We start from the raw sequence: 23049 nt of genomic DNA on the forward strand, positions 1-23049 counted from the left end.
CCAAAGTCACTGAGGCGCTTCTTCAATTCAAACAGGAAACGATTCGCATCAGATTTTGACCGGAAACCCAGTACACTATCATCCACAAAACGACGGACTTTTCACATTCTCTTTTTCAGGTATCCTTAAGCACTCATATTGAAATGAATTATTGGAGGCTCTCTTGGAGTATCTGGCGGAATACGGCTTATTCCTTGCCAAAGTGGTCACATTTGTTGTGGCACTGCTGATCATCATTGTTGCGGCAGCAACAATGGGACAAAAATCCAAAAAGATCAGTAAAGGGCATCTTGAAATCAAGAAACTGAATGAACATTATCAGCACCTGAAGGATGATCTTCAGCATGCGACTCTCGACAAGGAAGGTCTGAAGCAGCTGGCAAAGGAAAAAAAGAAAGCCGACAAGGAAAAAAAGAAGGACAAACAAAAGGAAATAAAACCACGTTTGTATGTCCTTGATTTTCACGGCGATTTGAAAGCTTCGGCGGTCAAGTCCCTTCGGGAAGAGATCACTGCAGTACTGTCTGTTATCACAGATAAGGATGAAGTACTTCTAAAGCTGGAGAGTGCAGGTGGTATGGTGCATGCTTATGGTCTTGCAGCTTCCCAGCTACAACGCATCAGGGATCGTGGTGTTAAGTTCACTATTGCAGTCGATAAAGTGGCTGCCAGTGGCGGTTATATGATGGCCTGTACGGCTAATCAGGTTGTTGCTGCGCCTTTTGCCGTAATTGGTTCCATAGGTGTGATGGCTCAGCTGCCCAATATCAACAAATTGCTTAAGAAACATGATGTTGATATTGAACTGCACACTGCCGGTGAATTTAAACGCACTCTGACGGTTCTTGGTGAAAACACTGAAAAAGGTCGTGATAAGTTCAAGCAGGATATCCAGGACACTCATGAGCTGTTCAAGGAGTTTATCAAGGAAGAACGTGAGCAGGTCAACATAGAAGAGGTCGCTACCGGTGAAATCTGGTATGGCCGTCAGGCGATTGAGAAAAACCTGATTGATCTGGTCATGACCAGTGATGAGTATATCTATAGCAGGGTAGACTCCTCAGACATTATTCAGGTCAGTTATGAAGTGAAGAAAGGAATGGCCAGTAAACTGGGCTTGGCTGCTGAAACGACTCTGGACAATGCCTTCGGAAAAATCTGGGAAAGATTGTCTCAGGGTCGATACTTTTCTTAACTGCTCCAAGTGATATCTGGATAGTTCCCATGCTCTAGCGTGGGAACGAGTTGACTCCCGTCATTCCCGACTTCATTCTCGTCATTCCCGACTTCATTCTCGTCATTCCCGCGAAGGCGGGAATCCACACAGACTCACCACCAGAACCATACTGCCCGATGCCCACTTGGCCTTGTCATCCCCGAGAAGGCAGAGATCCACCGTTGGCGCTGGATTCCCGCCTTCGCGGGAATGACGACCTCAGAGCATGGGAACGAGTTGTAGTGTTATCTGGATGGGAGAACCCCGTATTGTGCGGTTTTTTTTGTTTTAGTCTCTTCTCAGCTTTTCCGATACCGCTATGGGTGATTCATAGTTAAACACCACCACGTAGGAAGAGATGATCAACGTTAATATGGCAGTTGCCTGGACGACGTGAGCTGCGATCTCTCCCATCAACATCTGTCCCGCTGCCAGTACTGCAATCAGAATAGAAAACTCACTGGTCTGGCCCAATCTGAAACCGACTTCCCATGCCGTAGATTTGTTCTCATTGGCACTCAGTAAAATACCAAATGTGGCAGGTTTCAGAAGCAGACAAATAACGGTCATGATAACCGCAGGCAGCCACACATCTCCGAACAGATTGAGGTTAAAGCTGGCACCGATTGAGAAGAAGAACAGAACCAGGAAAAAATCCCTCAAAGGCTTGAGATTAATGGCTATGTACTGGGAAATCGGGCTGGTAGCAATGCTGACCCCGGCAATAAAGGCACCAATTTCATAGGAAAGATTCAAGGCATGGGCCAGTTCAGCGAAGCCAAGACACCAGCCAATGGCTAACAGGAACATGTATTCATGAAACCGGTCAAAGCGTGCCATCAATGGCAGCAGAGCATAACGAACTGCCAGAAAAGCCGCAGCTATGATCATAGGAAGTGCGGCGAGAGCCATCAGAACATCCATTTTACTGTTGGCAAATCCACCATCAAAGTTGTAAAGCAGCAGGAGAACCAGAATCGCCAGCAGATCCTGCAAAAGCAGCAGGCTGACAAGAATTTCTCCTGTATGTTTGTGATGCAGCACCGTGGTTGGCAATAATTTGATACCAATAATGGTACTGGAAAACATCATTGTCGCGCCGGTTATGACGGCTTCTTTTTGGCTGAAACCAAACGCCAGTCCCAGCCCATATCCGGTGAGTGCAAATATGATCGAACTGATTAATCCTACCGTAGCTGTTTTCTTGAGCAGATGACCCAGGTGAGCGGGCTGCATATCCAGTCCAAGCAAAAACAAAAGGAATATAATTCCGACGTGGGCAATATCATTCAAAAGCCCGGTATCCGTAACCATTTCCATGCCATAGGGGCCCAGGAAGGCACCCAGTACAATGTAGGCGACCAGAAGCGGTTGACGGGTAAAAAGTGCAGCAGTAGCGAGTATTGCGGCACCACTGAAGATAAGGAAAAAAGAGAAGAGCAGGGAACCACTTTCCATTAGACTCGCCAGATAAATGATTGTTTATAAAAAGGCTATTCCAGCCCGCATTTTGCTCGAAGCTAAAAGCCCAAGTATATACCCAAGGCTGTGAGTCCGTTAAACAAGAGAAGGGCAGGGCCGCTGACAGCAGCCCTTAACAAGATGGATCAGGCATCTTCTATGATGCCTTTCTTTTTCTGTAGAGAGGTTCAGGATCATCACTGCTTCCCTGATACCTTAGGGTAAAAGTATCCAATGCCTTGATAGCATCTTCTGCTTTCTGGTCTTCTCTGAGGTAATAGCTTGAAAAGCCACACCGCTGCAACATAAAAATCTGATCGATAAGCACGTCGCCCACGGCTCTGATATCCCCTTTGTAATGATAACGGTCCCTGAGGGTGCGGCACAGGGAGTAGCCTCTACCATCAATAAACTTGGGAAAATTAATTGTGATCAGGTCGAAGCTGGACAGTATGTCAGCATAACTTTCGACTTCATCATCACTATCAAGGAACAAGCCTGTTGGCTGCTGCTTTTGTTCAAGCAGTTTCTTATATCGACTGAGTTCCTTGGCCGGAATCAGCAGTGTCCCTGCAAATGCCTGATCTGCAGATTCTGAATCCAGAATCCGATAATCATTCTCCAAGACTTCATTATTTTTAAGCAGCCTGGGCATACACACGCTCCTTGAAAGGGGTTATGCCAATGCGCTGGCAGGTATCGATAAACAGTTCATCTTCATGACGCTGCTCTATGTATACGTTGAGGATCTTCTCCAGCACGTCAGGAATTTCTTCACGCTTGAAAGACGGTCCAATAATCTTGCCCAAGGCAGCTTCTTTTGAAGCAGAGCCACCAACCTGAACCTGATAATATTCAATGCCTTTTCTGTCGACACCCAGAATACCTATATGACCCACATGGTGATGGGCACAGGCATTCATGCAGCCTGAAATGTTCAGGTCCAGCTCACCGACGTCATGCAGATAGTCAATATCTTCGAACTTGCGCTGAATCTCTTCTGCCAGAGGAATAGACCGAGCATTGGCCAGTGCACAGAAATCACCACCCGGGCAGCAGATCATATCGGTCAACAGGCCACGATTGGCCGTCGCCAAACCGACAGCTGACAATTTTTCCCAAAGTTCAATCAGTGCCGTTTGTTCTACGTCTGCGAATATCAGATTCTGCTCGTGGCTGACTCTGAGCTCTCCCAGACTGTATTGATCGGCAAGATCTGCAATGACATCCAGTTGTTCTGCAGATACATCACCAGGAGCATCCCCGGTAGCTTTCAAAGTCAGGGTGACGGCACAGTAACCTGATTTCTTATGGGGAAACACATTCTGTTTCAGCCAGGAATGGAAACCTGCCGGCGCTTTTAAAGCCAGATCATTAAAGTCCTGATCCACCAGTCCCTTGTATTCCGGATCAATAAAGTGCTGGCTGACACGCTGTATTTCGGCTTCAGGCAGAAGGGATGCAGAGTCTTTGATCTGCTCCCATTCTGATTCCACTTTCTCAGTGAACACTTCAGGTGTCATGGCTTTTACAAGAATCTTGATACGCGCCTTGTATTTGTTGTCACGACGGCCGTAGCGGTTGTAAACCCTAAGAATCGCATCCAGATAGGTCAATAAATGCTCAGGTTCTATGGACTCTCTGATGACACTGGCGACCATGGGAGTTCGTCCCAGCCCACCACCGGCCAGTATCTTGAATCGCACATTGCCGTTCTCATTTCGGAAGGCATGGACGCCAATGTCATGAACCATGGTAGCTGCACGATCTTCTTCAGAACCACAAACAGCGATTTTGAATTTACGGGGCAAGAAGGCAAATTCCGGATGGAATGTGGACCATTGACGGATGATTTCACACCAGGGTCTTGGATCTACAATTTCATCTCGTGCAATACCGGCAAACTGATCAGTCGTCGTGTTACGAATACAGGCGCCACTGGTCTGCACTGCATGCATCTCCACTTCTGCAAGGTCAGCCAGGATATCAGGAACCTGCTCAAGCAGAGGCCAGTTCAACTGTACGTTCTGGCGGGTAGTGAAGTGCACATAGCCTTTATCGTATTTGCGCGAAATTTCAGAAAGTCTTCTAACCTGGCGGGTATTCAACATGCCGTATGGGATTGCGATCCGCAGCATGGGAGCAAAACGCTGAATATAGAGGCCATTCTGCAGACGCAGGGGTAAAAACTCGTCCTCTGCGATCTCACCGGCGAGGTAACGTCGAGTCTGGTCTCTGAACTGACTCACTCTTTCGTCGACGATGCGTTGATCGTACTCATCGTATTTATACATGGGAATAATTTTTCTAATTGGGTTGGCGAGCTATCCAGAGGCCTGACTGTATCAGGCTTCTGGAAATCTGTTTCAGGCTCGATGCAGATTCCAGCTACGACCGAGAGTAGACAAGATAACAGTATTTTTGTACTTAGTAATAAAAATTTTTTTTATATAACTAGATGAAAACTGCATATCCGAAGAAATCTATGTACAAGAGAGACTGAATATGTCGCTTCGCTACAATGCCATGAATACATTATTTCAGACAAATGTATCAATCAAGGCTTATGGTGTGGAAAACGTTCATTGTGCAGTTGCCCGAAAAACGATAATCAGCTAGCTTGGAGGAGCGCCATCAAATAACTGATTGAGGAGATGAGAAATGTCTCAGGGAAAGCCCATGAAAGACAGTACTGTTGATGCTATTGCAGCTGTTTCAATCGTAACACTGATTGTTGTTACTGCCGTATACTGGGTCAGCCATCAGTAAGCTAGCCAGACTGACTGAGCACCAGTTTTACCACCAGCACCAAGATCAGAATAAAAAAAAGTGTTCCCAATATACCGGCGATAACGAAGTGCGCCGGGCGTCCATGGGAAAAATCACGCGCCCTGTTTTTCTCACTTTGCACACCAAACGCAGACGCCAGAGCGCTCTGCAACGTTGACAGGAAGCCAGTGCCCTTTGCCATGATAATTCCCTGTTTCGTGAGCCCATCTCATCTTATTACATGCCTGCGATGAAGTCGCAAGTGATATGACAGAAGAAGAAGTGACAAAGCATGATAATCTTAGAAGTCACCTCAGCGCAGTTGTGTGAAAGTAGAGTTCAGACAATGTCATAAACGTTGTGGTTGCCCAGATCATGAGATATTTTGCGTAGCGATTGGTGAATCCGCTCGCAAATGTCTTACTGAATGAGTAGTTGCTGTAACTCATAAAAAGAGTGCCAGCCGTTAACGCTGAATAGCGGGTTAAGTCACTGGCCCCCTGAGCCATCAGATATTTATCGACACCATCAATCAATGCATACCCGGCCCCTTTTATATAATGTCCACCGCATACGGTCATTCCAAGGCCATTAAACGCTTTTCCTATAGCAGCCTGTGTTATGGCTGATGGGATATAAGAAAGACCAGATGTCACTTTTTTGGCCGGTTCCAGACTGGTAGCAGGAACAATGGTAATATCAGCTTCACCCAGAATACGATGGAAGAACAGCTGAATGCAGGCACCATTGACACTGATCGAGCAGGAGAGGAAGTGATCTGCCGGTACAGCCTTCAATATATTGTTGGCATAGGTATTACCCGTAAAGGCAGTGACCATTAACTTTGTTCCATAGGGAAGGGCTGTTACTAAACTGGTGAACAGCGAGGATTTGATTTTATTAATCTCGCTATCGGTCTCTTTGGCAAATATTTTCTTCTCGGCAACCTCATTAATCGCTTTGGTCGCAATATTCGCAAACAGCTTCCACGTATAGAATAGCCGCACATCAGACTCAGACATCTCTTTCTTGTTCAGGACCAGACCCAGATTATCCCGATAATGTAAATAGGTGCCAAAAATAGCAAGAGACAAAGTGTAACCGCTGGCATCTATCTGAGGTGTGATGTAAGACCAATTATGATCTCTGATCAAAAGCGGTATTATATCCCCCAATGCCAGAGCTTCTGCCAGTATTTGCGCGTTGGCGAAATGTCCATAATATCCGTTACTGGTATCAACAGGTCCCGAACGGAAGAGCAGGGAATTAAAAAGTTTGAGAAGAACAGTCAGTGATTTACCGGTGTAATAAACAATGTTATCCCTTATGACCAGACTGTCTCCATTCTCCTTATTTTGATACACATGGACTTTTTCCAGCCAGTCCGTACCAAGTTCAGGCAGATCTGACTCCTGAAATAAAGCCGTTTTTGTTTCCGAATCAGTAGCAGTAGGACAGCCCATTTTCGCAGTACAATGTGACTCGGAATCTTTTTCTAATGATGAATGATCAGAGCCTAAGGATACTTCGGCTGGTTTTATCTGCGTAAGTACTGTAAAGCGTATAATCTCTGTCAGCTGCTTTGAAGTTTCCTGTTGATTGAAAAGGTAAATCTCAACATCACACTTGAGTCTCTGCTGATTACAGGGTGCTCGAATTTCGTGATCCAGACTTCTTGCCTTTAACAGGTGAGGTAACGTCACCTCGAGAAATGCTCTTGCATCTTCCGAATACATATCCGGTAGCTCAGTTATTATAAATTCTCCGGTCTCCTGCTCTTGTAAAGCATCAACACCAAAGTGCTGCTGAAACCAGGCAGCATGTACATCGATTCCCGTTTCAAAATCTGTAGCAGGAGCAGAATGAGGATCGCGCAACTTCAAGTTTGATTGGGCTGCACAGAGAGAAGTGAAGCAAACAAATAAAACCAGAAAAATGTACTGTTTGACCATTGATTGCATAGAGCGTCCTTTAATAATTAAAACACCTGAAAGCTTAAGGTGTTTGATGACTGAGCCTAGGAGCCTGTCGGACTTAAGACTGTCCTACTGCGGTTGCAATAAATTGGTCTAAAAATCCCTGTTTCTTCGTCAAATAGCTCGCTATTCTCCTCAGAAACAGAGATTTTTATCCTCAATTTCTTGCAATCCTCGCTACGGACGCTTAAGTCCGACAGGCTGCTAGGGTCTTCGCTTACAGGCATAGTCATAATTTCCCATCACGGTATGACCAAGTGCCAGAACCTTACCTGCAGCCGGATAAGAATGACTAACCAGTGCAGAGCCCACTTCGTAGATCATGATTAACCCGGAGCCCTGCAATAAGTACATCATCATCGATCCGGGGAAGTAACGGAGGTTGAGGTAAAGCGACCCTGCCGTAATAGCCCCTCCCATGGCGAGCCCAGCCGTATCTTTAGCGACAGGATGATCGAACAGGTTTCGACCCAGAGTGATCGCCATTTCAGTGTTAACCAGACCCGCTGCTTCGACTGCATTCACAAGATAGATCCAGGGCAAACCACCGGAGAATTTCAATAAGGCCAGACCGCTCATGCTGGCCATAGAAACAGAAGCTAATCCTTTACATAAAACCAGTTTTTCTGATTCCCCATAGTGGGCATGAGGTAAAACATGATCAAAGTTTGCCATACAGTAATTTTCAAGAGAGCCAATGGTTTCATAAGCGGCACTGATCATCAGGGCGCCTGATAGGGATACGTGGTAGTATTTTCGACCGACATAACGAGCCATCGCCAATGAATACTGCTCAATATCTTTGGCGTTTATACCTTCCATGGCTGCTGAGTTGAGCAGACCAGTATTAACCACACCAGCCAGAACGACAACATAGATGGTGGTTACATCTCTTGATGCTGCCGCACTTGCTTCATGGCTTGTGTAGCCTCTACTCAGGTAAATATTTTTAAAGCGAGTTCTCAGGGCTGAAGCCATATTGCTGGTAACACCAATGGATTTAGCTCCGATGGCGAAATTTTCCATCATATTCACTCCGGGTCCCGGAGATGGATTGTTGGCATTATAAAATTCAGCGAGTAAATTGAGGCCAGCAAATGACAGGCCGGTCAGGACGTAACCGGCTGAAGGTTCTTCCTTGTAAAGCTGAGTCTCGTTGCTTTCTGTCGTTTTTATTTGGTCCAACATCTTTTCGACTTCACGGTATTGTGCAACAGGTAGAGCGTATTCGTTGGTGAAGCTGGTCTGAGGGATAGACCAGGAAAGAATGGTGACCAGATTCAATAGAAAAACAGGTTTGTGCCAGTAATTAAGGGGATCCACTCCGCCTGCTATTGAATTGGTAAAAGCTGCTCCCAATAGTGCGAAACCACCAAACTTGAATAATGAGGCGGATGGCAGACTATTAAAATAATTAAAATTAGTCTCATAATCATTGCAGAAAAAAGGCTGCTGATGCCGGATCAGGGTAGCATTCTGATTAGGTTCTTCTTCAGAAATAACCGGATACCCTTCCATACCTGAGAAGTAGGATGGCAAGTAAAATCCAGGAAAGATGGCGTGACTATTAAGAGGCTTCATGGTCAGAATCAACGTCAGCATAAAACACGAACCGAGAGACAGCCGAATCGATCGAGTGACCATATTATTCACCTATTTAATAATTATAAAAATTTTTGTTAACACCCTGTTTTACCTGAAAATCCTTTCGAAAAATCATTATAGTGCCTGTTTGAATAATTATTAGGTTATTCTTGTATCATATTGAAATGAATGGAGTTATTTTTATTATATAAATGGTTATTCCTGTCTCAGGCAGTAATCTCACACTGAAAAGTGTTTAATTTTTCGAGAGGATTTTGAGAATGTGGCAGCCCGTATTTCAGGACTGCCAGAATATCAGATAAGGTTCTTTTCAGATTGCTGCATAGGTGCAAGAGGTCCCGTCAGAATAACAATATCGTCTTGTTCGAGGGCATCCACCTCTTCCGGATCCAGACTTTGGCCATTCCGTTTTACTTCAACAACAGAAACGTCTTCTTCAAGCGGTAATTCACAGGGATTCAATCCTTCACAGGTATTACCTCGACAAACGCTAACAGCATGCCGTAAAGAAGTTTCCTCACTGTCTCCCATAACATCTTCATAGCCCGGATAGTAACCGTTGAGAATATCGTATTGTTGTTCTCTGGCTTTATGGATCTTGTCTCTAACCTGATTACGATCTATGCCCAGCATTAACAGAACATGCTTGACGATCAACAAACTGGATTCGAGCACTTCAGGAATAACGGCTGTGGCACCGGCCTTTTTGAGCGAATCTGTCAGACTGTCATCCTGGGTTCTGACCAGAATGGGAATATCCTGATAATGGGAGCGAATCGTTTTGACAATTTCCAGGGCATTTTCACTGCGATCGATGCAGACAATGACTTGCCTGGCGCGCTTCAAACCAACTGACTCCAGAAGCTCCAACCGACGCGAGTCTCCATAAAAGACAGGTTCGCCTGCGAGTCCGGCTTCATGAACATGTAACGGGTCATTATCTACTGCTACAAAGGCCAGCTTTTCCTGCCCCAGGAACCGGCTTATTGTCTGTCCCACACGGCCGTAGCCACAAATGAGGGTATGCTGTCTGATGTGGGAGACCTGCTGCTCAATATCGCCCTGATCAATTTGGGACTGTATAGCCTCTTGTTTCTTATATAAAAGATTGACAATTTTGCTGCTGTTTCTGATGAGCAATGGCGCCAGAATCATGGATAGAATAGTGATGGCCAGCACCACGGAAGCTCTTTCTCCCTCCGTTTGGCCATATTGAGTAGCCAGAGCAATGAGGGCAAAACAGAATTCCCCCCCCTGAGCCAGAGCCAGACCGGTTTTGAGTGAAGTACTTTTTTTCTCTCTGAGCACTCTTGCCAGTAGCGTAATGATACCCAGCTTGAAGATGACCAGACCCACTGTACCCAGAATAATCGCTGGCCAGAAATTCAGCAGGATATTCAGATCCAGCATCAGCCCGACGGAGACAAAGAACAGTCCCAGTAAAATATCCCGGAAAGGTCGGATATCCGCTTCCACCTGATGCTTATAGTTACTCTCACCCATCATCATGCCGGCAATAAAACCACCCAGGGCCATGGACAAACCCAGAACATGGGTTAACCAGGCCGCCATCAGGGCAACCATGAGAGCGGTTAATACGAATAACTCTTCAGAGCGGGTCCTCGCGACTTCGTTAAAGACCCTGGGCAGAATCCATTTACCAACGGCCATCATGAGCAGGACAAAAAGCAGGCCCTTGGCCAGAGCCATGCTAATGGTGGTGAAGATTGATTTGTCTCCCGCCCCCGCCAGGGCTGGAACCAGAATCAGGAACAGAACCGCCGCAATGTCCTGGAACAGCAGCACACCAATCGCCATCTGGCCCTGACGACTGCGAATTTCATTGCTCTGGGTCAACTCTTTGGAAACAATCGCAGTAGAAGACAAAGCAAGAGCCGCTGCGACGATCAATGCTTCTTTTACTGATGTTCCAACCACCAGCAAAACCACAAAGATTCCTGCCCCACACAAAAGGACCTGCCCGCCCCCAAGCCCAAACACTTCCCGCTTCATGGACTTGATTCGTTTAAGCGAGAACTCCAGACCAAGAGTAAACAGCAGGAAGACCACGCCAATTTCTGCCAGCAAGCTGATATCAAAGCTATGGTCGATCAAGCCGGTAGCGGTGGGGCCAAGCACGATACCTACCGCCAGATAGCCGAGGCTTTCTGGCAGATTCAGTCGATGAAACAGAGCAATGGCTCCCACGGAGAGAGCCAGAATTAACATCAATTGATTGAAAAAAGTAAAGTCCATCGTTTATCAGGCCTGGTTATTCTTTTTACAGTGAAAATGCAGCTCTCTAGGAGCCTGACCGAGAATAGACTGCCCTACTGCGGCGGCAGCAAATTGGTCTGAAAATCCGCTTTTGTTCGTCAAATAGCTCGCTATTCTCCTTACAAAACCGAATTTTCATCCTCAATTTTCTGCCGTCCTCGCGACGGGCGCTATTCTCGGTCAGGCTCCTAGCAAAATTTTGGGGTGAGCTAAATGAACGGTTACAATTGTATCCGACTTAGCCTCCCGCTGTTCAGGAAAACTTGTGCTGCACTTATCTTTCTATACCACATCCGGTTGCCATCTGTGTGATCATGTTGAAGAGTTCCTTATAATTCTCGGCCAACATCCCCAACTTCATAGTCAATTCTGTTGGTCGGCGGTTGAAATCAGCGTATCTGACGATTTGATTGAACAATATGGTGTCAGAATCCCGGTGATCGCTACCGAAGAGGGTGATGAGATAGGCTGGCCGTTTGAAATGGAACAGCTCGGAGAATGGATCTACAACCACCTGACTGAGCATTCATCCCGGAGTTGATGGCTTCTTAGTCGGGCTCCTGGCAGCCTGTCGGACTTAAGACTGTCCTACGCGGCAACTGCTCCTGCGTTTCTCTAGCTCCTGCATCCATGCAGTCGTGCGGTTGCGATAAATTGGTCTAAAAATTTCTCGCAATCCTCGTCGCTACGGACGCTCAAGTCCGACAGGCTGCTAGGATTTTTATTACAGATTCAGTATTCTGAAATCAGGGAAACAGCTCACGCAACATTGATGGATCGTATGTCTACAGCTTTTAAAAAAATATCCGGCAGCCATGAAAAGTTAATGAAGCTCGCTTCAGTGGCTTCAGTCACAACTGCCGCCATCCTCTTATTTGTTAAAATTGCCGCCTGGTTTATGACCGGTTCTCTGAGTGTTCTGGCAACACTGCTGGATTCTGTCATGGATGTGGTTGCCTCGGTGATCACACTGGTGGCAGTCAAAATTTCTCTCGAGCCTGCCGACAAAGAGCATCGATTCGGCCATGGCAAAGCAGAGTATCTGGCTGTTCTGGCCCAATCCGCTTTTATTTCTGGCTCGGCCATTATTTTGTTTCTCAGTGCTACTGACCAGCTGTTTGGAGAGGAAGGCAGCGTTGACAATGAAACAGTGGGCATGACCGTCATGCTGTTCTCAATCGTGGTGACTCTCATACTCCTGTCTATACAAAACTATGTCGTGAAGAAGACCGGATCTGCTGCCATTGCTGCAGACTCCGCACATTACCGGGTCGATCTGCTCACCAATGCCTCTGTTATTATTGCGCTCTATGGTGCCAGTCAGGGGTATTTCTATCTTGATCCGGCATTTGCTCTCCTGATTTCGATTTATATGCTGGTCAGTGTTGGCAAAATGGCATGGAATGCGGTTCAGCAGCTTATGGACCATTCATTGCCAGAGCAGCAGGTTCAGGACATTGAGCGCATTGTGCTGGCTATTGAAGGGGTTCTTGGTATTCATGAGATGAGAACCCGTATTTCTGGCCGGGTTCCCTTTATCCAGATGCACATCGACCTTGATGGTGATCAGAGCTTGCACGAAGCTCATGATATTGGTCAGGCAGCGGAAGATGCCATTATGGCGTTCCTTCCCAATGCCGACGTCATTGTTCATCTGGATCCAAATTGAAGAAGTTTCTGGCCGTTTGTGATGTCTCTTTGGCCACTTGCCAGTAGCTTTTGCCCGTTTGCTCAGCAATGGTTTTCACTACCCAGGACAAATAGGCAGGCTCATTCCTCCTGCTCTTTGGTTTTTTGTCCATGCTTCTGGGCAGAAGCCAGGGGGCGTCGGTTTCTATCATCAGGCGATTTGCCGGAATCTCTTTCAGTAATGGATGCAGGTGCGTACCACGCCTTTCATCACAAACCCAGCCGGTTATGCCAATGTGCATATCCAGATCAAGGTATTGATAGAGCGCTTTTTTGTCGGCTGTAAAACAATGCACAACCAACCCATCAAGATGATCTCTGAACTCTCTGGTAATGGCTGTAAAACGCTCAGCTGCATCGCGTTCATGGCAGAAAGCAGGAAGACCTGCTTCAACGGCCAGCTGTAACTGTTGCTGAAAAACGGTTTCCTGAATCGGTCTGGGTGAAAAATCCCGATTAAAGTCCAGACCCATTTCACCCGCAGCAACCACTGGCGGTGCCTGAAACAGCTCCTTCAGGGCTTTGTAACAGGACTCTGTGGCGTTTTTTGCATCGTGAGGATGAATGCCGGCCGTTGAATAGCAGTAATCGGAATACTTTTCAGCCAGTTCCAATGCCTGCTCAGACGCATCAACAGAGGTTCCTGTAAGAATCATCGTATTCACGCCTGCTTTAACGGCACGCGCCACGACTTCGTCCCGATCCTCTGAAAATTGCTTATCGGTGAGGTTTACACCGATGTCCACCAGATTAGGCTTCATAAAACCTCGAAGTTACAGGTAAAAATCTGGTACATTCTCTCCAAAATAAGGTGGGCATGGCAATCGGGCTATGCGCTCAATCTGTAAATTCACAGTGAGACTTTAATGACTCATTCTTCCCTGACTGTTTCCCATCTTGCCATTCATCCGGTGAAGTCACTCAAGAAGATTTCAGTCGATCAGGCTGTTATTGATCGTATGGGATTTATTAATGATCGACGCTGGTTGGTCGTCGAGCCCGAAGGCAAATTTATGACCCAGCGCCATTATCCAAAAATGGCACTGATTTCTGCTATCCCAGACGAAGGTGGATTGATCCTGTCTGCACCGGGCATGTCTGATCTTATGATTAAAGACCCGGAGCAAGCGTCTGCAGCCTCTCAAAAGCGTGTTGTGGTTTGGAAAGATGAAATGCAGGCGCTTGATGCGGGTGATGCCGCATCCCAATGGCTCACGGAATGTCTTGGCTTGCCATGCAGAATGGTTAAGTTCTCAAGTCAGGAGCATCGTCAGGTGGATCTTCGCTTTGCCAATGAAGGAGATTGCACAGGTTTTGCTGATGGCTTCCCTTTTCTTCTGACTACAGAAGCTTCATTGCAGGAGCTTAACAGCCGCCTTGATACTCCGGTCACCATGGACCGTTTCAGACCCAATATTGTCGTTCAGGGCACCGACGCTTATGCAGAAGATCGTTGGAAAAGAATCAAAATAGGTGAGGTGGTTTTCCGTGTCGCCAAGCCTTGCAGCCGATGTGTCATGACAACGGTTGATCCGGCAACAGGCACTAAGACAGGAAAAGATCCGCTATTGACATTGTCAGGTTACAGGAGAGCGGAAATGGGCGTCATTTTTGGACAAAACCTGATCCATGAATCTGAAGGCGTTATCCGATCTGGCGACACAGTCGAGATTATTGAATAGTTTTAAAGAACGTTAAGAAAATGTTGTAGCCTCTTGATAAAAGAGGCTATTTTTTGTCAGATAATAGTCAGACGTCGAATTCTACCCAGAGAGGAGCATGATCTGAAGGCTTCTCCAAACCACGTATATCGTAATCAATGCCGGTTGCTTTGCAATGCGTCATCAAAGAGTCCGTTGCGATAACACCATCTATTCGAAGACCTCGTTTGGGCTCACGATCAAATCCACGACTGCGGTAGTCAAACCAGCTGTACAGTTCTTCACTGTTCTTTTTAGCGCATGCACGGAAGCAATCAGTGAACCCCCAGGCCAGAAGTTGGTCAAACCACTCTCTTTCTTCCGGCAGGAAACTGCATTTTCCCGTTCTTAGCCAGCGCTTTGCATTATCGGGGCCGATACCAATATCAGTATCGGTGTGAGAGATATTAAAGTCGCCCATAACCAGCAAAGGTTGATCCGGTGAATACTCTTTTTCCAGAGTGCTCATCAGATCCTGATAAAAAGCCTGCTTGGCTGGAAACTTGGTAGGGTGATCACGGCTCTCGCCCTGAGGGAAATAACCATTAATGACGGTAAAGGATTGGCCACTGTCGGTCTGATATTCTCCGGTGATAAGACGCCTTTGGGCATCAGGGCCATCGGTTTTGAAACCTTTCTCAACCCGGACTGGCTTTTGACGACTCATCAAGGCAACGCCATAGTGTGTTTTTTGTCCGAAATACTCAACATGATAACCCAGGGCTTCAATGGCCTCGACCGGGAAATCTTCATCAGTGACTTTGATCTCCTGCAGTCCAATGACTTCCGGCTGATGCTTTTCGATCAGAGCCTTGAGTTGATGCAGACGAACACGGATTCCATTGACATTGAATGTAATGACTTTCATAACCTTGAAACGGCTTCCTTAGGTGGTATGAGCTGCATCATAGCCGAAAAGCCTCCTGGTTATAAGCTGAAACGCCAGACCCAAAGGTCAGAGATGTGCAAAGATATTAGCCTTGGCTTGCTGCTTACTGGTCAGCTTTTATATAGTTTCCTTTAAAGAGTCGTACAAGGTCGTACGACATCTCTGGAACCATCACGACACATTGCGAAGACTCTATGCCTGACATTAATCGATCCTGGATCCTTGCTGGAGGAATGGCGGGGCTTTTAGGAATCTACCTGCTGAGCGCAGATGTGACTTCCATGTCCGATACCGGTAAGTCCTCATCTCTGGCGGAAAACAGACCTGTTGCTGAATTACCACTGGCCAGAGTTTCAGCCAGAGTTTTTCCTGTTGAATCCATTCACCGTACCCTTAACTTATTTGGCGAAACCCAGCCCGACAGGATCGTGACGATCAGTGCAGAAATTTCTGCCAGGGTGGTAGCCGCAACAGGTCAGAAAGGGCAGCTCATAAACAGTGGAGAAGCTATCGTCACTTTGAAAGGTGGGGCATTACCGGCGCAAATTGCTACTGCCAAAGCCAGAGTCCGAAAAGCTGAGCTGGACTATGAATCGGCACTGTCACTGAAAAGTAAAAACCTGATTGCTGAGAATGATTTGCCACGACTGGAAGTGGACCTGAGCGAAGCGCGATCAGCGCTTGCAACGCTTGAAATTGATTTCGATAACACCCGAATCCGTGCTCCGGTAACCGGAATCCTGAATGACCGGTTTGTTGAGCAGGGTGATTATATTGAAACAGGGAAACCCGTCGCTGAGATACTCGATCTTGATCCTCTGGTGGTGTCTGTTGATGTTCCCCAGTCACATATTGCTGCAGTTACCCAGGGTGATAGTGCAGATATTCGTTTTGCTTCCGGTGCAACAGCCTCTGCAAAAGTTCGCAACATTGCCCGTCTGGCGGAGTCAGGCACCCGAACCTTTAAGGTAGAACTCAGTCTGCCTAATGCTGCTATGGAGATTCCGGCCGGTTTGAGTGTTGAGGCTGAACTTCAACTGGAACAAGTTCAAGCCATCAAGGTTTCACCGGCCTTATTAAGTCTGGATGAGACCGGTAACCCCGGCATCAAATGGGTGGATGAACAGGATCAGGTGCACTTTACTGCCGTCGATATTGTCAAATCTGAAGCCAGCGGTATCTGGCTTGGCGGTATTCCTGCCAATGCCAGACTCATCACCAGAGGACAGGGCTTTGTCAGGGAAGGGGACCGGGTGATGGTTGAACTGGAGCAGGCTCTTGCAGCGGCAGGAGACAGGCTTGCAGGAGAGACACCATGAGCAGCCTGATTGGTCTGTCACTGAATCGCAGTCGAACAGTTCTGATGATGTTTGTCCTGATTCTTATTTCAGGAATGGTGTCCTATCTGACAATTCCCAGAGAATCTTCACCGGATATTCCTATTCCCATCATCTATGTTTCCGTCAGCTACGAAGGCATTTCACCGGAAGATTCAGAAAGATTACTGATTCTGCCCCTGGAAAAAGAGCTACAGGGACTTGAAGGTGTCAAGGAACTCTCTGCAACTGCGTCACAATCCCATGCCTCTGTTACGCTTGAGTTTGAGGCCGGTATGGAGCTTGATAAGGCGCTCGCCGATGTCCGCGACAAGGTGAATCTGGCAAAAAGCAAGCTGCCAGACGGAACCGATGAGCCCGTCATTGAACAAATTACCATGGCCAGTGTAAACCCTGTGATGACTGCCATCCTCTCGGGCCATCTTCCTGAAAGAACCATGGTAAAGATTGCCCGAGCCCTGAAGGATGAACTGGAATCCCGCAAGGCGATTCTGGAAGTAGACATTGCCGGTGACAGGGAAGAAGTCGTAGACGTTATTATCGATCCTATGAAGCTGGAAAGTTACGGTCTGGTGCCTGCCGATGTCATTAACCTGGTGTCACAGAATAATCAGCTGGTCGCCGCTGGCAGTATGGATACCGGTCAGGGCAGTTACTCTATTAAAGTGCCTGCCGTTTACAAAACCCCGGCAGATATTCTTTCCCAACCGGTAAAAGTAGAAGAGAACCGGGTAGTGACTTTTGCAGATGTTGCTACCGTCCTGAGTACGTTTAAAGAGGGCGGGGGGTATGCCCGCCTGAACGGCGAAAACAGTATTGCCCTGGAAATAAAAAAACGACCCGGCGAGAACATTATCGAAGCCATTGAAGTGGCAAAAACTATCATCAATCATGGCATTGCAGCCGGCCCCGAGACGTTGAAAGTGGATTACGTGGGTGATCAGTCCGAAGAAATAAAAAGGATGCTGACTGACTTGCAGAACAATGTTCTGTCTGCGGTAATTCTCGTTGTGATCATTATTATTGGTGCTCTGGGGGCTCGGAGTGCCTTTCTGGTGGGCATCGCAATACCCGGTTCATTCCTGTCGGGCATTCTGATCCTGGAGATTATGGGCCTGACCATTAATATGGTTGTGCTTTTCTCGCTGATTATGGCGGTAGGTATGCTGGTTGATGGCGCTATTGTTGTCACTGAGTATGCAGACAGGAGAATGGGGGAGGGGATTCATCGCCAACAGGCCTATCTCGAAGCCTCTCGCAAAATGGCCTGGCCCATCACCGCCTCCACAGCCACAACACTGGCAGCCTTCTTTCCACTGATGTTCTGGCCGGGAATGATGGGGGAGTTTATGAAGTACTTGCCCCTGACTCTGATTGCAACACTGGCTTCTTCACTGATCATGGCCCTGATTTTCATCCCGACGCTGGGTGCCATGATTGGCAAACCCCGCTCACTGGGGGCTGGAGAAAAAGCATCCATGCAGGCTGTTGAGTCAGGCGAATTTGATCAGACCACCGGATTCACCGGGCGATATGTTTCATTTTTAGCCCGCGCGATAGACAACCCTGGTAAGGTGTTACTTTTTACCTGCATCACGGTAGCGCTGATTTTTACTCTTTTTATCAAGACTTCCCGTGGCGTCGAATTCTTCCCTGATGTGGATACTGACGCCATTATCATTACCGTAAAAGTGAACGCAGGGAACCTTTCCGTTGATGAAAAAGATGCCCTGATGAAAAACATAGAAGCCCGCCTGCTGGATCTGCCTGGCATGGAGACACTTTATGCCAGAACCGGAGATAACCAGATTGTAGGGACGTTAAGAGTCAATCTTGAAGACTGGCAGTACCGTGACACCACTCTGGCCATTGCCCGGGAGGCTGAACAAAGATTGTCAGTATTCTCAGGGCTTGATATAGCCGTTGAACGTGTCAAGGATGGTCCTCCCGGCAGTAAGCCTCTGGAGCTGGTTGTCAGGGCCGACAATCTTGACACTCTCTACAATGCAGTGGCTAAAGCAAGAAACCTGCTCGAGAATCTGGGTTCTTTTACCAATATTGAAGATTCAGGGCCAGCACCCGGTTACGAGTGGCGACTGAGTGTTGATCGTGCTGAAGCTGCCCGATATGGAGCCGACGTTACAACAACCGGTAGTATGGTAAGAATGGTCACATCCGGATTAACAGTGGGGTCCTATCGCCCTGACGATTCCGACGATGAGGTGGATATACGCATCCGTTATCCTGAAAGTGAACGACACCTGGAAAGTATTGACCAGCTTCGTCTAATGACTTCTTCCGGACTGGTGCCCATCAGTAACTTTACAGAGCGGCAGGTCAGTAGCAAGCTCGATAATATCAAACGCATAGACGGTAAACGAAGCATCACCCTTTCAGCTGATCTGGTTGATGGAGAGCTGCTTTCACAACAAATCCCGTTACTGACCCAAGCGTTAGCAGCGGCCAATTTTGGCGATGGTGTCAGCTTTGACTTTAAGGGCGAGGAAGAGGACCAGAAAGAGAGCGGACAATTCCTGATGCAAGCATTCAGTGTTGCGCTGTTTGTCATGGCCATGATCCTGGTCACCCAGTTCAACAGCTTCTATCAGGCCGCATTAATTATGTCAGCCGTGATATTGGCCACCGGTGGTGTCTTCCTGGGACTGATGATCAACGGTCAGAGCTTTGGCATCGTAATGTGTGGTATCGGCATTATTGCCCTGGCGGGTATTGTCGTGAATAACAACATTGTTTTGATCGATACTTTCAATAGTCTTAAAAGAGAAGGGCACAGTATCCGTGAAGCAATTCTCAGAACCGGTGCCCAGCGCCTCAGGCCCGTTATGCTGACAACCATCACAACCGTATTGGGCCTGATGCCCATGGTATTATCAATGAACATCAATATGTTTGATCATTCCATCGAGATTGGAGCGCCCTCCACCCAGATGTGGAATCAGCTGGCGACCTCCATAGCAGGGGGGCTGACCTTTGCCACTGTGTTAACATTGCTGGTGACTCCCTGCTTGTTGATGATCTCCGGGAAATGGCAAGCTATTAAAGTTCGCTGATCTCGTCAAGGGCATAATGCTTGCTGTTGAGGATTATGCCCTTCTGGCTTCTAAGCCTGCAATTTGGATAAATTGCATCTCTATATCTATACACTTTCATGCTCGAAAAGAGCCGCAATTGCTTTAGATCGTTGATCGAAAGACATTTGCTCAGGCTCCCTGTTTTTGACAGGGTCAAGCATGGCAGTGGGGATCGGTTCGTCCGTCGCCTCATGTCCCATTGCTCGAATACGTTCAAAGGTTTTCTCCATGCTTGCCTGATGCGTCTCTTTTAAATGGGCTTGCAGCTCGCGCTTCTGACCAAAATTAGTCCGACAGGCAAGGCAGAAGGTCTTATGGAGGTATAACCCCTTCATTTTCCTTTTATCCAGGGGAATAAAGTTATTATCCTTTCCAGCTGCCAGGTCATGAAGGTGTTTATTAAATGATTCAATATTGTGATAGACCTCCTGACATGGAATTGCCTTAAATGACTTAGGCCTTGCAGACTGCAGAGTGTCCGGTTTAAACAGTGATCTTGTCTCTTGTGGCTTTTTCTGCAAATAGCTAACAGCAGCAGCTGCCTGTTCCGGGTTTTTATCAAACCAGTCAAGGATTTTAGCATTGCTTATTCGGGAGGTTGGGTTGTCAGCATGGTGTTTATACAGTTGCCGGAGCACTTTATTATATTTTAGTTGCCCGGCAGGTAGTGCTGAATGTCGGTGACGTCGTTGTTTTTTTGCGGGAGAGTTTACTTTTTTACGAAATACTTCGGTTATAAACTTGCGCTGGTCCTTATCAATCACGAATTCTGAGCGGTGTTTTTTCTCACACCGGCTTCCATCCGTGAGCATGTGCTCCAAACGAGTCATTTTAGCTGGATGGGAGAGGGTGCTTTTATCAGGATCAGCAGGGGACTTTGTGCGTTTTCTGTTATTTGGGTTTTGTGTCTGTGCTGCGGGAATGGCTATTTGCTTATCTTCTACCAACACAGGAGTGCCTTCTGTACAGAAATTTTTAGCATAAAAATCCTTAACGCTTTTAACAATTCTTTGTTTCAGGACGTGATCTCTGTGTTTGTTCTCTCTTATGGCAAGCCTCTGGTTCAAGCCATCCCTACATTCGCAAAGATAACGGGTTGCTTCGCAAACGGTACACGTTGAACAGCGGCAAGTAATAAATTTACTTTGTTGTTCCTTCAGTTTTTCGTGCTCATCGGCCAGATCTGAAGGCTCCGAATCTTGTGACAGTGTCAAATCTTCCAATAGTTCCGGAATGGCAGTGCTCTCAGCATAAGCGCGGCTCATTTTCCAGTACCGTTGCTCAGCAATGGGTAATTCATCAAATGCCTCAAGCAACTGGTTCAACTGCAAAGCCGTTACTTTAAAGGGAATAGGGATGCCAATATGTTGTTCAACGGCCAGTTTTTGTTCCTTAAGGTGACTAATGTATTGTTTGCGCGCTCGATAATATTCCTCTCCATAGCTGATATTGCCCTGATTATCCTTTGTTGCTGCAAATCCCTGCTCTTTGAACTGCTTTTTAATGAGTTCAGATTTCTCTTTTTTAATCTGCTTTATCGTAGTTTTAATGGCCTCAGTGAACCCTTGTCTGGCTTTCAGTCGCCTTTGTTCTTTTTGGAATACTTTGAATTCTTCTGTTCCTAAAAACAGTTTCTGATTGTTGGGATTGGTATAAAACTGAGACAGTATCTCTTTTACTTCCGGAATAGGAGGTAACGTTTTCCATTCAGCCAGTTGAATTGGAAACGCCAACTGTTTAGTGGTGCTGTCGAAATAGTCTCCATTAGCTATCGCTTCAGTGAGTGTTTTGCTTCTCCAACTGACCACTGATCTATAGTTCATCAGGTAGTTAAAAATGCCATCAAGGTAATGTAAGGTAAGGGCAATATTAGGGATGATCTCGGCCTCAACCTTTTTGCAAACCTTATCTTGCTGGGCTGGATCCTGCCACTGCGAATACAGAGGAGTCAGTTTATCGGTCTTGTCAGTAAAGGCCCTGCCAATCATCAACTGAAAGGTTTCAAGTTTATGATCAGTCCATAACGATGGGTTTGCTACCAGCATAAAAGCAAAAGCGCCAATATCATAAGTCGATGAGATGCCTTTTTTCAGCTCCCGTTGAATGACATTTTCGAATTGTTCTTTTCGACTGGCTCCTTCATATTTGGTGGTATTGCCAGATATTTCCTTGGTAAAGAAAATCAGCAGATGGCAGACTCTGTTCATAGTGCATGCATTGTTCGTATCTATAGCACCGAACCAGATGTCTTTGACCAGACGGAAAAATGCCAGATAGCCTAACTGTGTTGGTGCACCTCTATAGCCTCGATAGTGGTTGGAGCAGACCTCTGACGTAGAACCGAAGTTAAACTTCACGTCACCTTTTAAGACCAGTTCTGGCCAGTTTCTTTTAATATATCGAGCTTGCTCTTTGAGTTCAGGAGGCCAACCGTCGACGATGGTTGCAATTTCCGCACTATTGGGCCACAAGGTGGCATAGTGTTTGTCAAGTTTCTCGGCTACATCATTATTGACTAACTCTGCAAATTTTGTCAGTGCCTCGGCCAGCCGGGCTTTACCCTGAACGCCTGGTGTCCGTTTAATAGCTTCACTGAGCTGGTCAAAAAGAGGAAAACGACCAGTGCGCGAGCCCGGATCCAAAAAGTGGGATATAGCTTCATAGGTGGGGGTAATGTTTCTCTCTTGAAGTGTTTTCTCTGCTGCACTGATTTCTCGTTGTGAAAATCCCCGAATCTTCAGACTCTGTATTTCAAGTGGCTCTGTTGTAGAGGTATTTCGTGAGTGAAAAGTACTGGTTATTGATGCAGAATCCTCCTCCGAGTCACTCAGACCCACTAGCCAGAACCTTTCATTCTGATCGGTTGTACTTCGATTTAGCGTCGATGAAATATCCATTTAAATTTTCTCCAATCTATATCTGCCTCTGTTAATGACCAAAGTGGGCAACACTCAAAGAATTGCTGGTAACCCTCTGTGAAAAAAACCATAAAACTGCAGAGTGACCATAATGGCGAAGTTGAATTACCCTCTATGGGT

Annotated in this window: 17 protein-coding genes; 7 read left to right on the forward strand and 10 right to left on the reverse strand. The window is 46.7% G+C overall.

Annotated elements, in window-relative coordinates:
- The first annotated feature begins 163 nt into the window (after nucleotides 1–163).
- Nucleotides 164–1195: a protease SohB gene (sohB, locus tag P6910_RS12230; protein ID WP_317141578.1), complete on the forward strand. Its 1032-nt coding sequence runs from the start codon at nucleotides 164–166 to the stop codon at nucleotides 1193–1195.
- Between the two features lie 50 nt (nucleotides 1196–1245).
- Nucleotides 1246–1554 (forward strand): hypothetical protein, encoded by a 309-nt coding sequence (locus P6910_RS12235; RefSeq protein ID WP_317141579.1) that lies wholly within the window; start codon nucleotides 1246–1248, stop codon nucleotides 1552–1554.
- Here P6910_RS12235 and P6910_RS12240 read toward each other — a convergent pair.
- The 7 genes from P6910_RS12240 to P6910_RS12270 all read right to left on the reverse strand — a co-directional run bounded on the left by P6910_RS12240 (nucleotide 1505) and on the right by P6910_RS12270 (nucleotide 11283).
- Entirely contained in the window at nucleotides 1505–2674 is a 1170-nt protein-coding gene (locus P6910_RS12240) for a cation:proton antiporter (protein ID WP_317141580.1), read from the reverse strand. The genes P6910_RS12235 and P6910_RS12240 overlap by 50 nt on opposite strands.
- Before the next feature lie 160 nt (nucleotides 2675–2834).
- A complete protein-coding gene (locus tag P6910_RS12245) occupies nucleotides 2835–3332 on the reverse strand; it encodes a DUF934 domain-containing protein (RefSeq protein ID WP_317141581.1) in 498 nt (165 codons plus the stop codon).
- Nucleotides 3316–4971 carry a nitrite/sulfite reductase gene (locus tag P6910_RS12250; RefSeq protein ID WP_317141582.1) on the reverse strand — a complete coding sequence of 552 codons (1656 nt, stop codon included), beginning with the start codon at nucleotides 4969–4971 and terminating at the stop codon, nucleotides 3316–3318. The genes P6910_RS12245 and P6910_RS12250 overlap by 17 nt, the downstream gene beginning before the upstream one ends.
- A 476-nt stretch (nucleotides 4972–5447) precedes the next feature.
- On the reverse strand, nucleotides 5448–5648 hold the full coding sequence (locus P6910_RS12255; RefSeq protein WP_317141583.1) for a DUF2970 domain-containing protein: 201 nt from the start codon (nucleotides 5646–5648) through the stop codon (nucleotides 5448–5450).
- A 106-nt stretch (nucleotides 5649–5754) separates the two neighbouring features.
- A complete protein-coding gene (locus P6910_RS12260) occupies nucleotides 5755–7329 on the reverse strand; it encodes a hypothetical protein (protein ID WP_317141584.1) in 1575 nt (524 codons plus the stop codon).
- Between the two features lie 297 nt (nucleotides 7330–7626).
- Nucleotides 7627–9024 carry a hypothetical protein gene (locus P6910_RS12265; protein WP_317141585.1) on the reverse strand — a complete coding sequence of 466 codons (1398 nt, stop codon included), beginning with the start codon at nucleotides 9022–9024 and terminating at the stop codon, nucleotides 7627–7629.
- 297 nt (nucleotides 9025–9321) lie between these two features.
- On the reverse strand, nucleotides 9322–11283 hold the full coding sequence (locus tag P6910_RS12270; RefSeq protein ID WP_317141586.1) for a cation:proton antiporter: 1962 nt from the start codon (nucleotides 11281–11283) through the stop codon (nucleotides 9322–9324).
- Nucleotides 11284–11569: 286 nt separating this feature from the next.
- On the opposite strand from P6910_RS12270, the gene P6910_RS12275 reads away from it, so the two are divergent.
- Together P6910_RS12275 and P6910_RS12280 are read left to right on the forward strand one after the other, a co-directional pair.
- The gene (locus P6910_RS12275; RefSeq protein WP_317141587.1) at nucleotides 11570–11845 is read left to right on the forward strand and encodes a glutaredoxin family protein; all 276 of its coding nucleotides are present in this window, start codon (nucleotides 11570–11572) and stop codon (nucleotides 11843–11845) included.
- Between the two features lie 240 nt (nucleotides 11846–12085).
- Nucleotides 12086–12973 carry a cation diffusion facilitator family transporter gene (locus P6910_RS12280; protein WP_317141588.1) on the forward strand — a complete coding sequence of 296 codons (888 nt, stop codon included), beginning with the start codon at nucleotides 12086–12088 and terminating at the stop codon, nucleotides 12971–12973.
- Here the strand turns inward: P6910_RS12280 and P6910_RS12285 are convergent.
- Nucleotides 12948–13754: a TatD family hydrolase gene (locus P6910_RS12285; protein WP_317141589.1), complete on the reverse strand. Its 807-nt coding sequence runs from the start codon at nucleotides 13752–13754 to the stop codon at nucleotides 12948–12950. The two genes, P6910_RS12280 and P6910_RS12285, sit on opposite strands and share 26 nt — an antisense overlap.
- Before the next feature lie 105 nt (nucleotides 13755–13859).
- Between P6910_RS12285 and P6910_RS12290 the strand changes: the two genes are divergently transcribed.
- Nucleotides 13860–14675: an MOSC domain-containing protein gene (locus tag P6910_RS12290; RefSeq protein WP_317141590.1), complete on the forward strand. Its 816-nt coding sequence runs from the start codon at nucleotides 13860–13862 to the stop codon at nucleotides 14673–14675.
- Nucleotides 14676–14742: 67 nt separating this feature from the next.
- Here P6910_RS12290 and xthA read toward each other — a convergent pair whose 3' ends face one another.
- Nucleotides 14743–15561 carry an exodeoxyribonuclease III gene (gene xthA / locus P6910_RS12295; protein ID WP_317141591.1) on the reverse strand — a complete coding sequence of 273 codons (819 nt, stop codon included), beginning with the start codon at nucleotides 15559–15561 and terminating at the stop codon, nucleotides 14743–14745.
- A 215-nt stretch (nucleotides 15562–15776) separates the two neighbouring features.
- On the opposite strand from xthA, the gene P6910_RS12300 reads away from it, so the two are divergent.
- Nucleotides 15777–16901 (forward strand): efflux RND transporter periplasmic adaptor subunit, encoded by a 1125-nt coding sequence (locus P6910_RS12300; RefSeq protein ID WP_317141592.1) that lies wholly within the window; start codon nucleotides 15777–15779, stop codon nucleotides 16899–16901.
- Complete coding sequence (locus P6910_RS12305; protein ID WP_317141593.1) at nucleotides 16898–19990, forward strand: efflux RND transporter permease subunit; 3093 nt, start codon at nucleotides 16898–16900, stop codon at nucleotides 19988–19990. The genes P6910_RS12300 and P6910_RS12305 overlap by 4 nt, the downstream gene beginning before the upstream one ends.
- An 86-nt stretch (nucleotides 19991–20076) precedes the next feature.
- On the opposite strand, the gene P6910_RS12310 is transcribed toward P6910_RS12305, so the two are convergent.
- Nucleotides 20077–22908, reverse strand: coding sequence for a hypothetical protein (locus P6910_RS12310; RefSeq protein WP_317141594.1), 2832 nt, complete (start codon nucleotides 22906–22908; stop codon nucleotides 20077–20079).
- Between the last annotated feature and the right edge of the window lie 141 nt (nucleotides 22909–23049).

The organism is Endozoicomonas sp. 8E (assembly GCF_032883915.1).
In the GTDB taxonomy this organism is placed as follows: Bacteria; Pseudomonadota; Gammaproteobacteria; order Pseudomonadales; family Endozoicomonadaceae; genus Endozoicomonas_A.

Bases quoted from the DNA above. Each gene is read 5' to 3' on its own strand.
- P6910_RS12240 (WP_317141580.1), bottom strand. From the start codon at position 2,674: ATGGAAAGTGGTTCCCTGCTCTTCTCTTTTTTCCTTATCTTCAGTGGT.
- P6910_RS12245 (WP_317141581.1), bottom strand. From the start codon at position 3,332: ATGCCCAGGCTGCTTAAAAATAATGAAGTCTTGGAGAATGATTATCGG.
- P6910_RS12250 (WP_317141582.1), bottom strand. From the start codon at position 4,971: ATGTATAAATACGATGAGTACGATCAACGCATCGTCGACGAAAGAGTG.
- P6910_RS12255 (WP_317141583.1), bottom strand. From the start codon at position 5,648: ATGGCAAAGGGCACTGGCTTCCTGTCAACGTTGCAGAGCGCTCTGGCG.
- P6910_RS12265 (WP_317141585.1), bottom strand. From the start codon at position 9,024: ATGCTGACGTTGATTCTGACCATGAAGCCTCTTAATAGTCACGCCATC.
- P6910_RS12270 (WP_317141586.1), bottom strand. From the start codon at position 11,283: ATGGACTTTACTTTTTTCAATCAATTGATGTTAATTCTGGCTCTCTCC.
- P6910_RS12280 (WP_317141588.1), top strand. From the start codon at position 12,086: ATGTCTACAGCTTTTAAAAAAATATCCGGCAGCCATGAAAAGTTAATG.
- P6910_RS12285 (WP_317141589.1), bottom strand. From the start codon at position 13,754: ATGAAGCCTAATCTGGTGGACATCGGTGTAAACCTCACCGATAAGCAA.
- P6910_RS12290 (WP_317141590.1), top strand. From the start codon at position 13,860: ATGACTCATTCTTCCCTGACTGTTTCCCATCTTGCCATTCATCCGGTG.
- xthA (WP_317141591.1), bottom strand. From the start codon at position 15,561: ATGAAAGTCATTACATTCAATGTCAATGGAATCCGTGTTCGTCTGCAT.
- P6910_RS12300 (WP_317141592.1), top strand. From the start codon at position 15,777: ATGCCTGACATTAATCGATCCTGGATCCTTGCTGGAGGAATGGCGGGG.
- P6910_RS12305 (WP_317141593.1), top strand. From the start codon at position 16,898: ATGAGCAGCCTGATTGGTCTGTCACTGAATCGCAGTCGAACAGTTCTG.
- P6910_RS12310 (WP_317141594.1), bottom strand. From the start codon at position 22,908: ATGGATATTTCATCGACGCTAAATCGAAGTACAACCGATCAGAATGAA.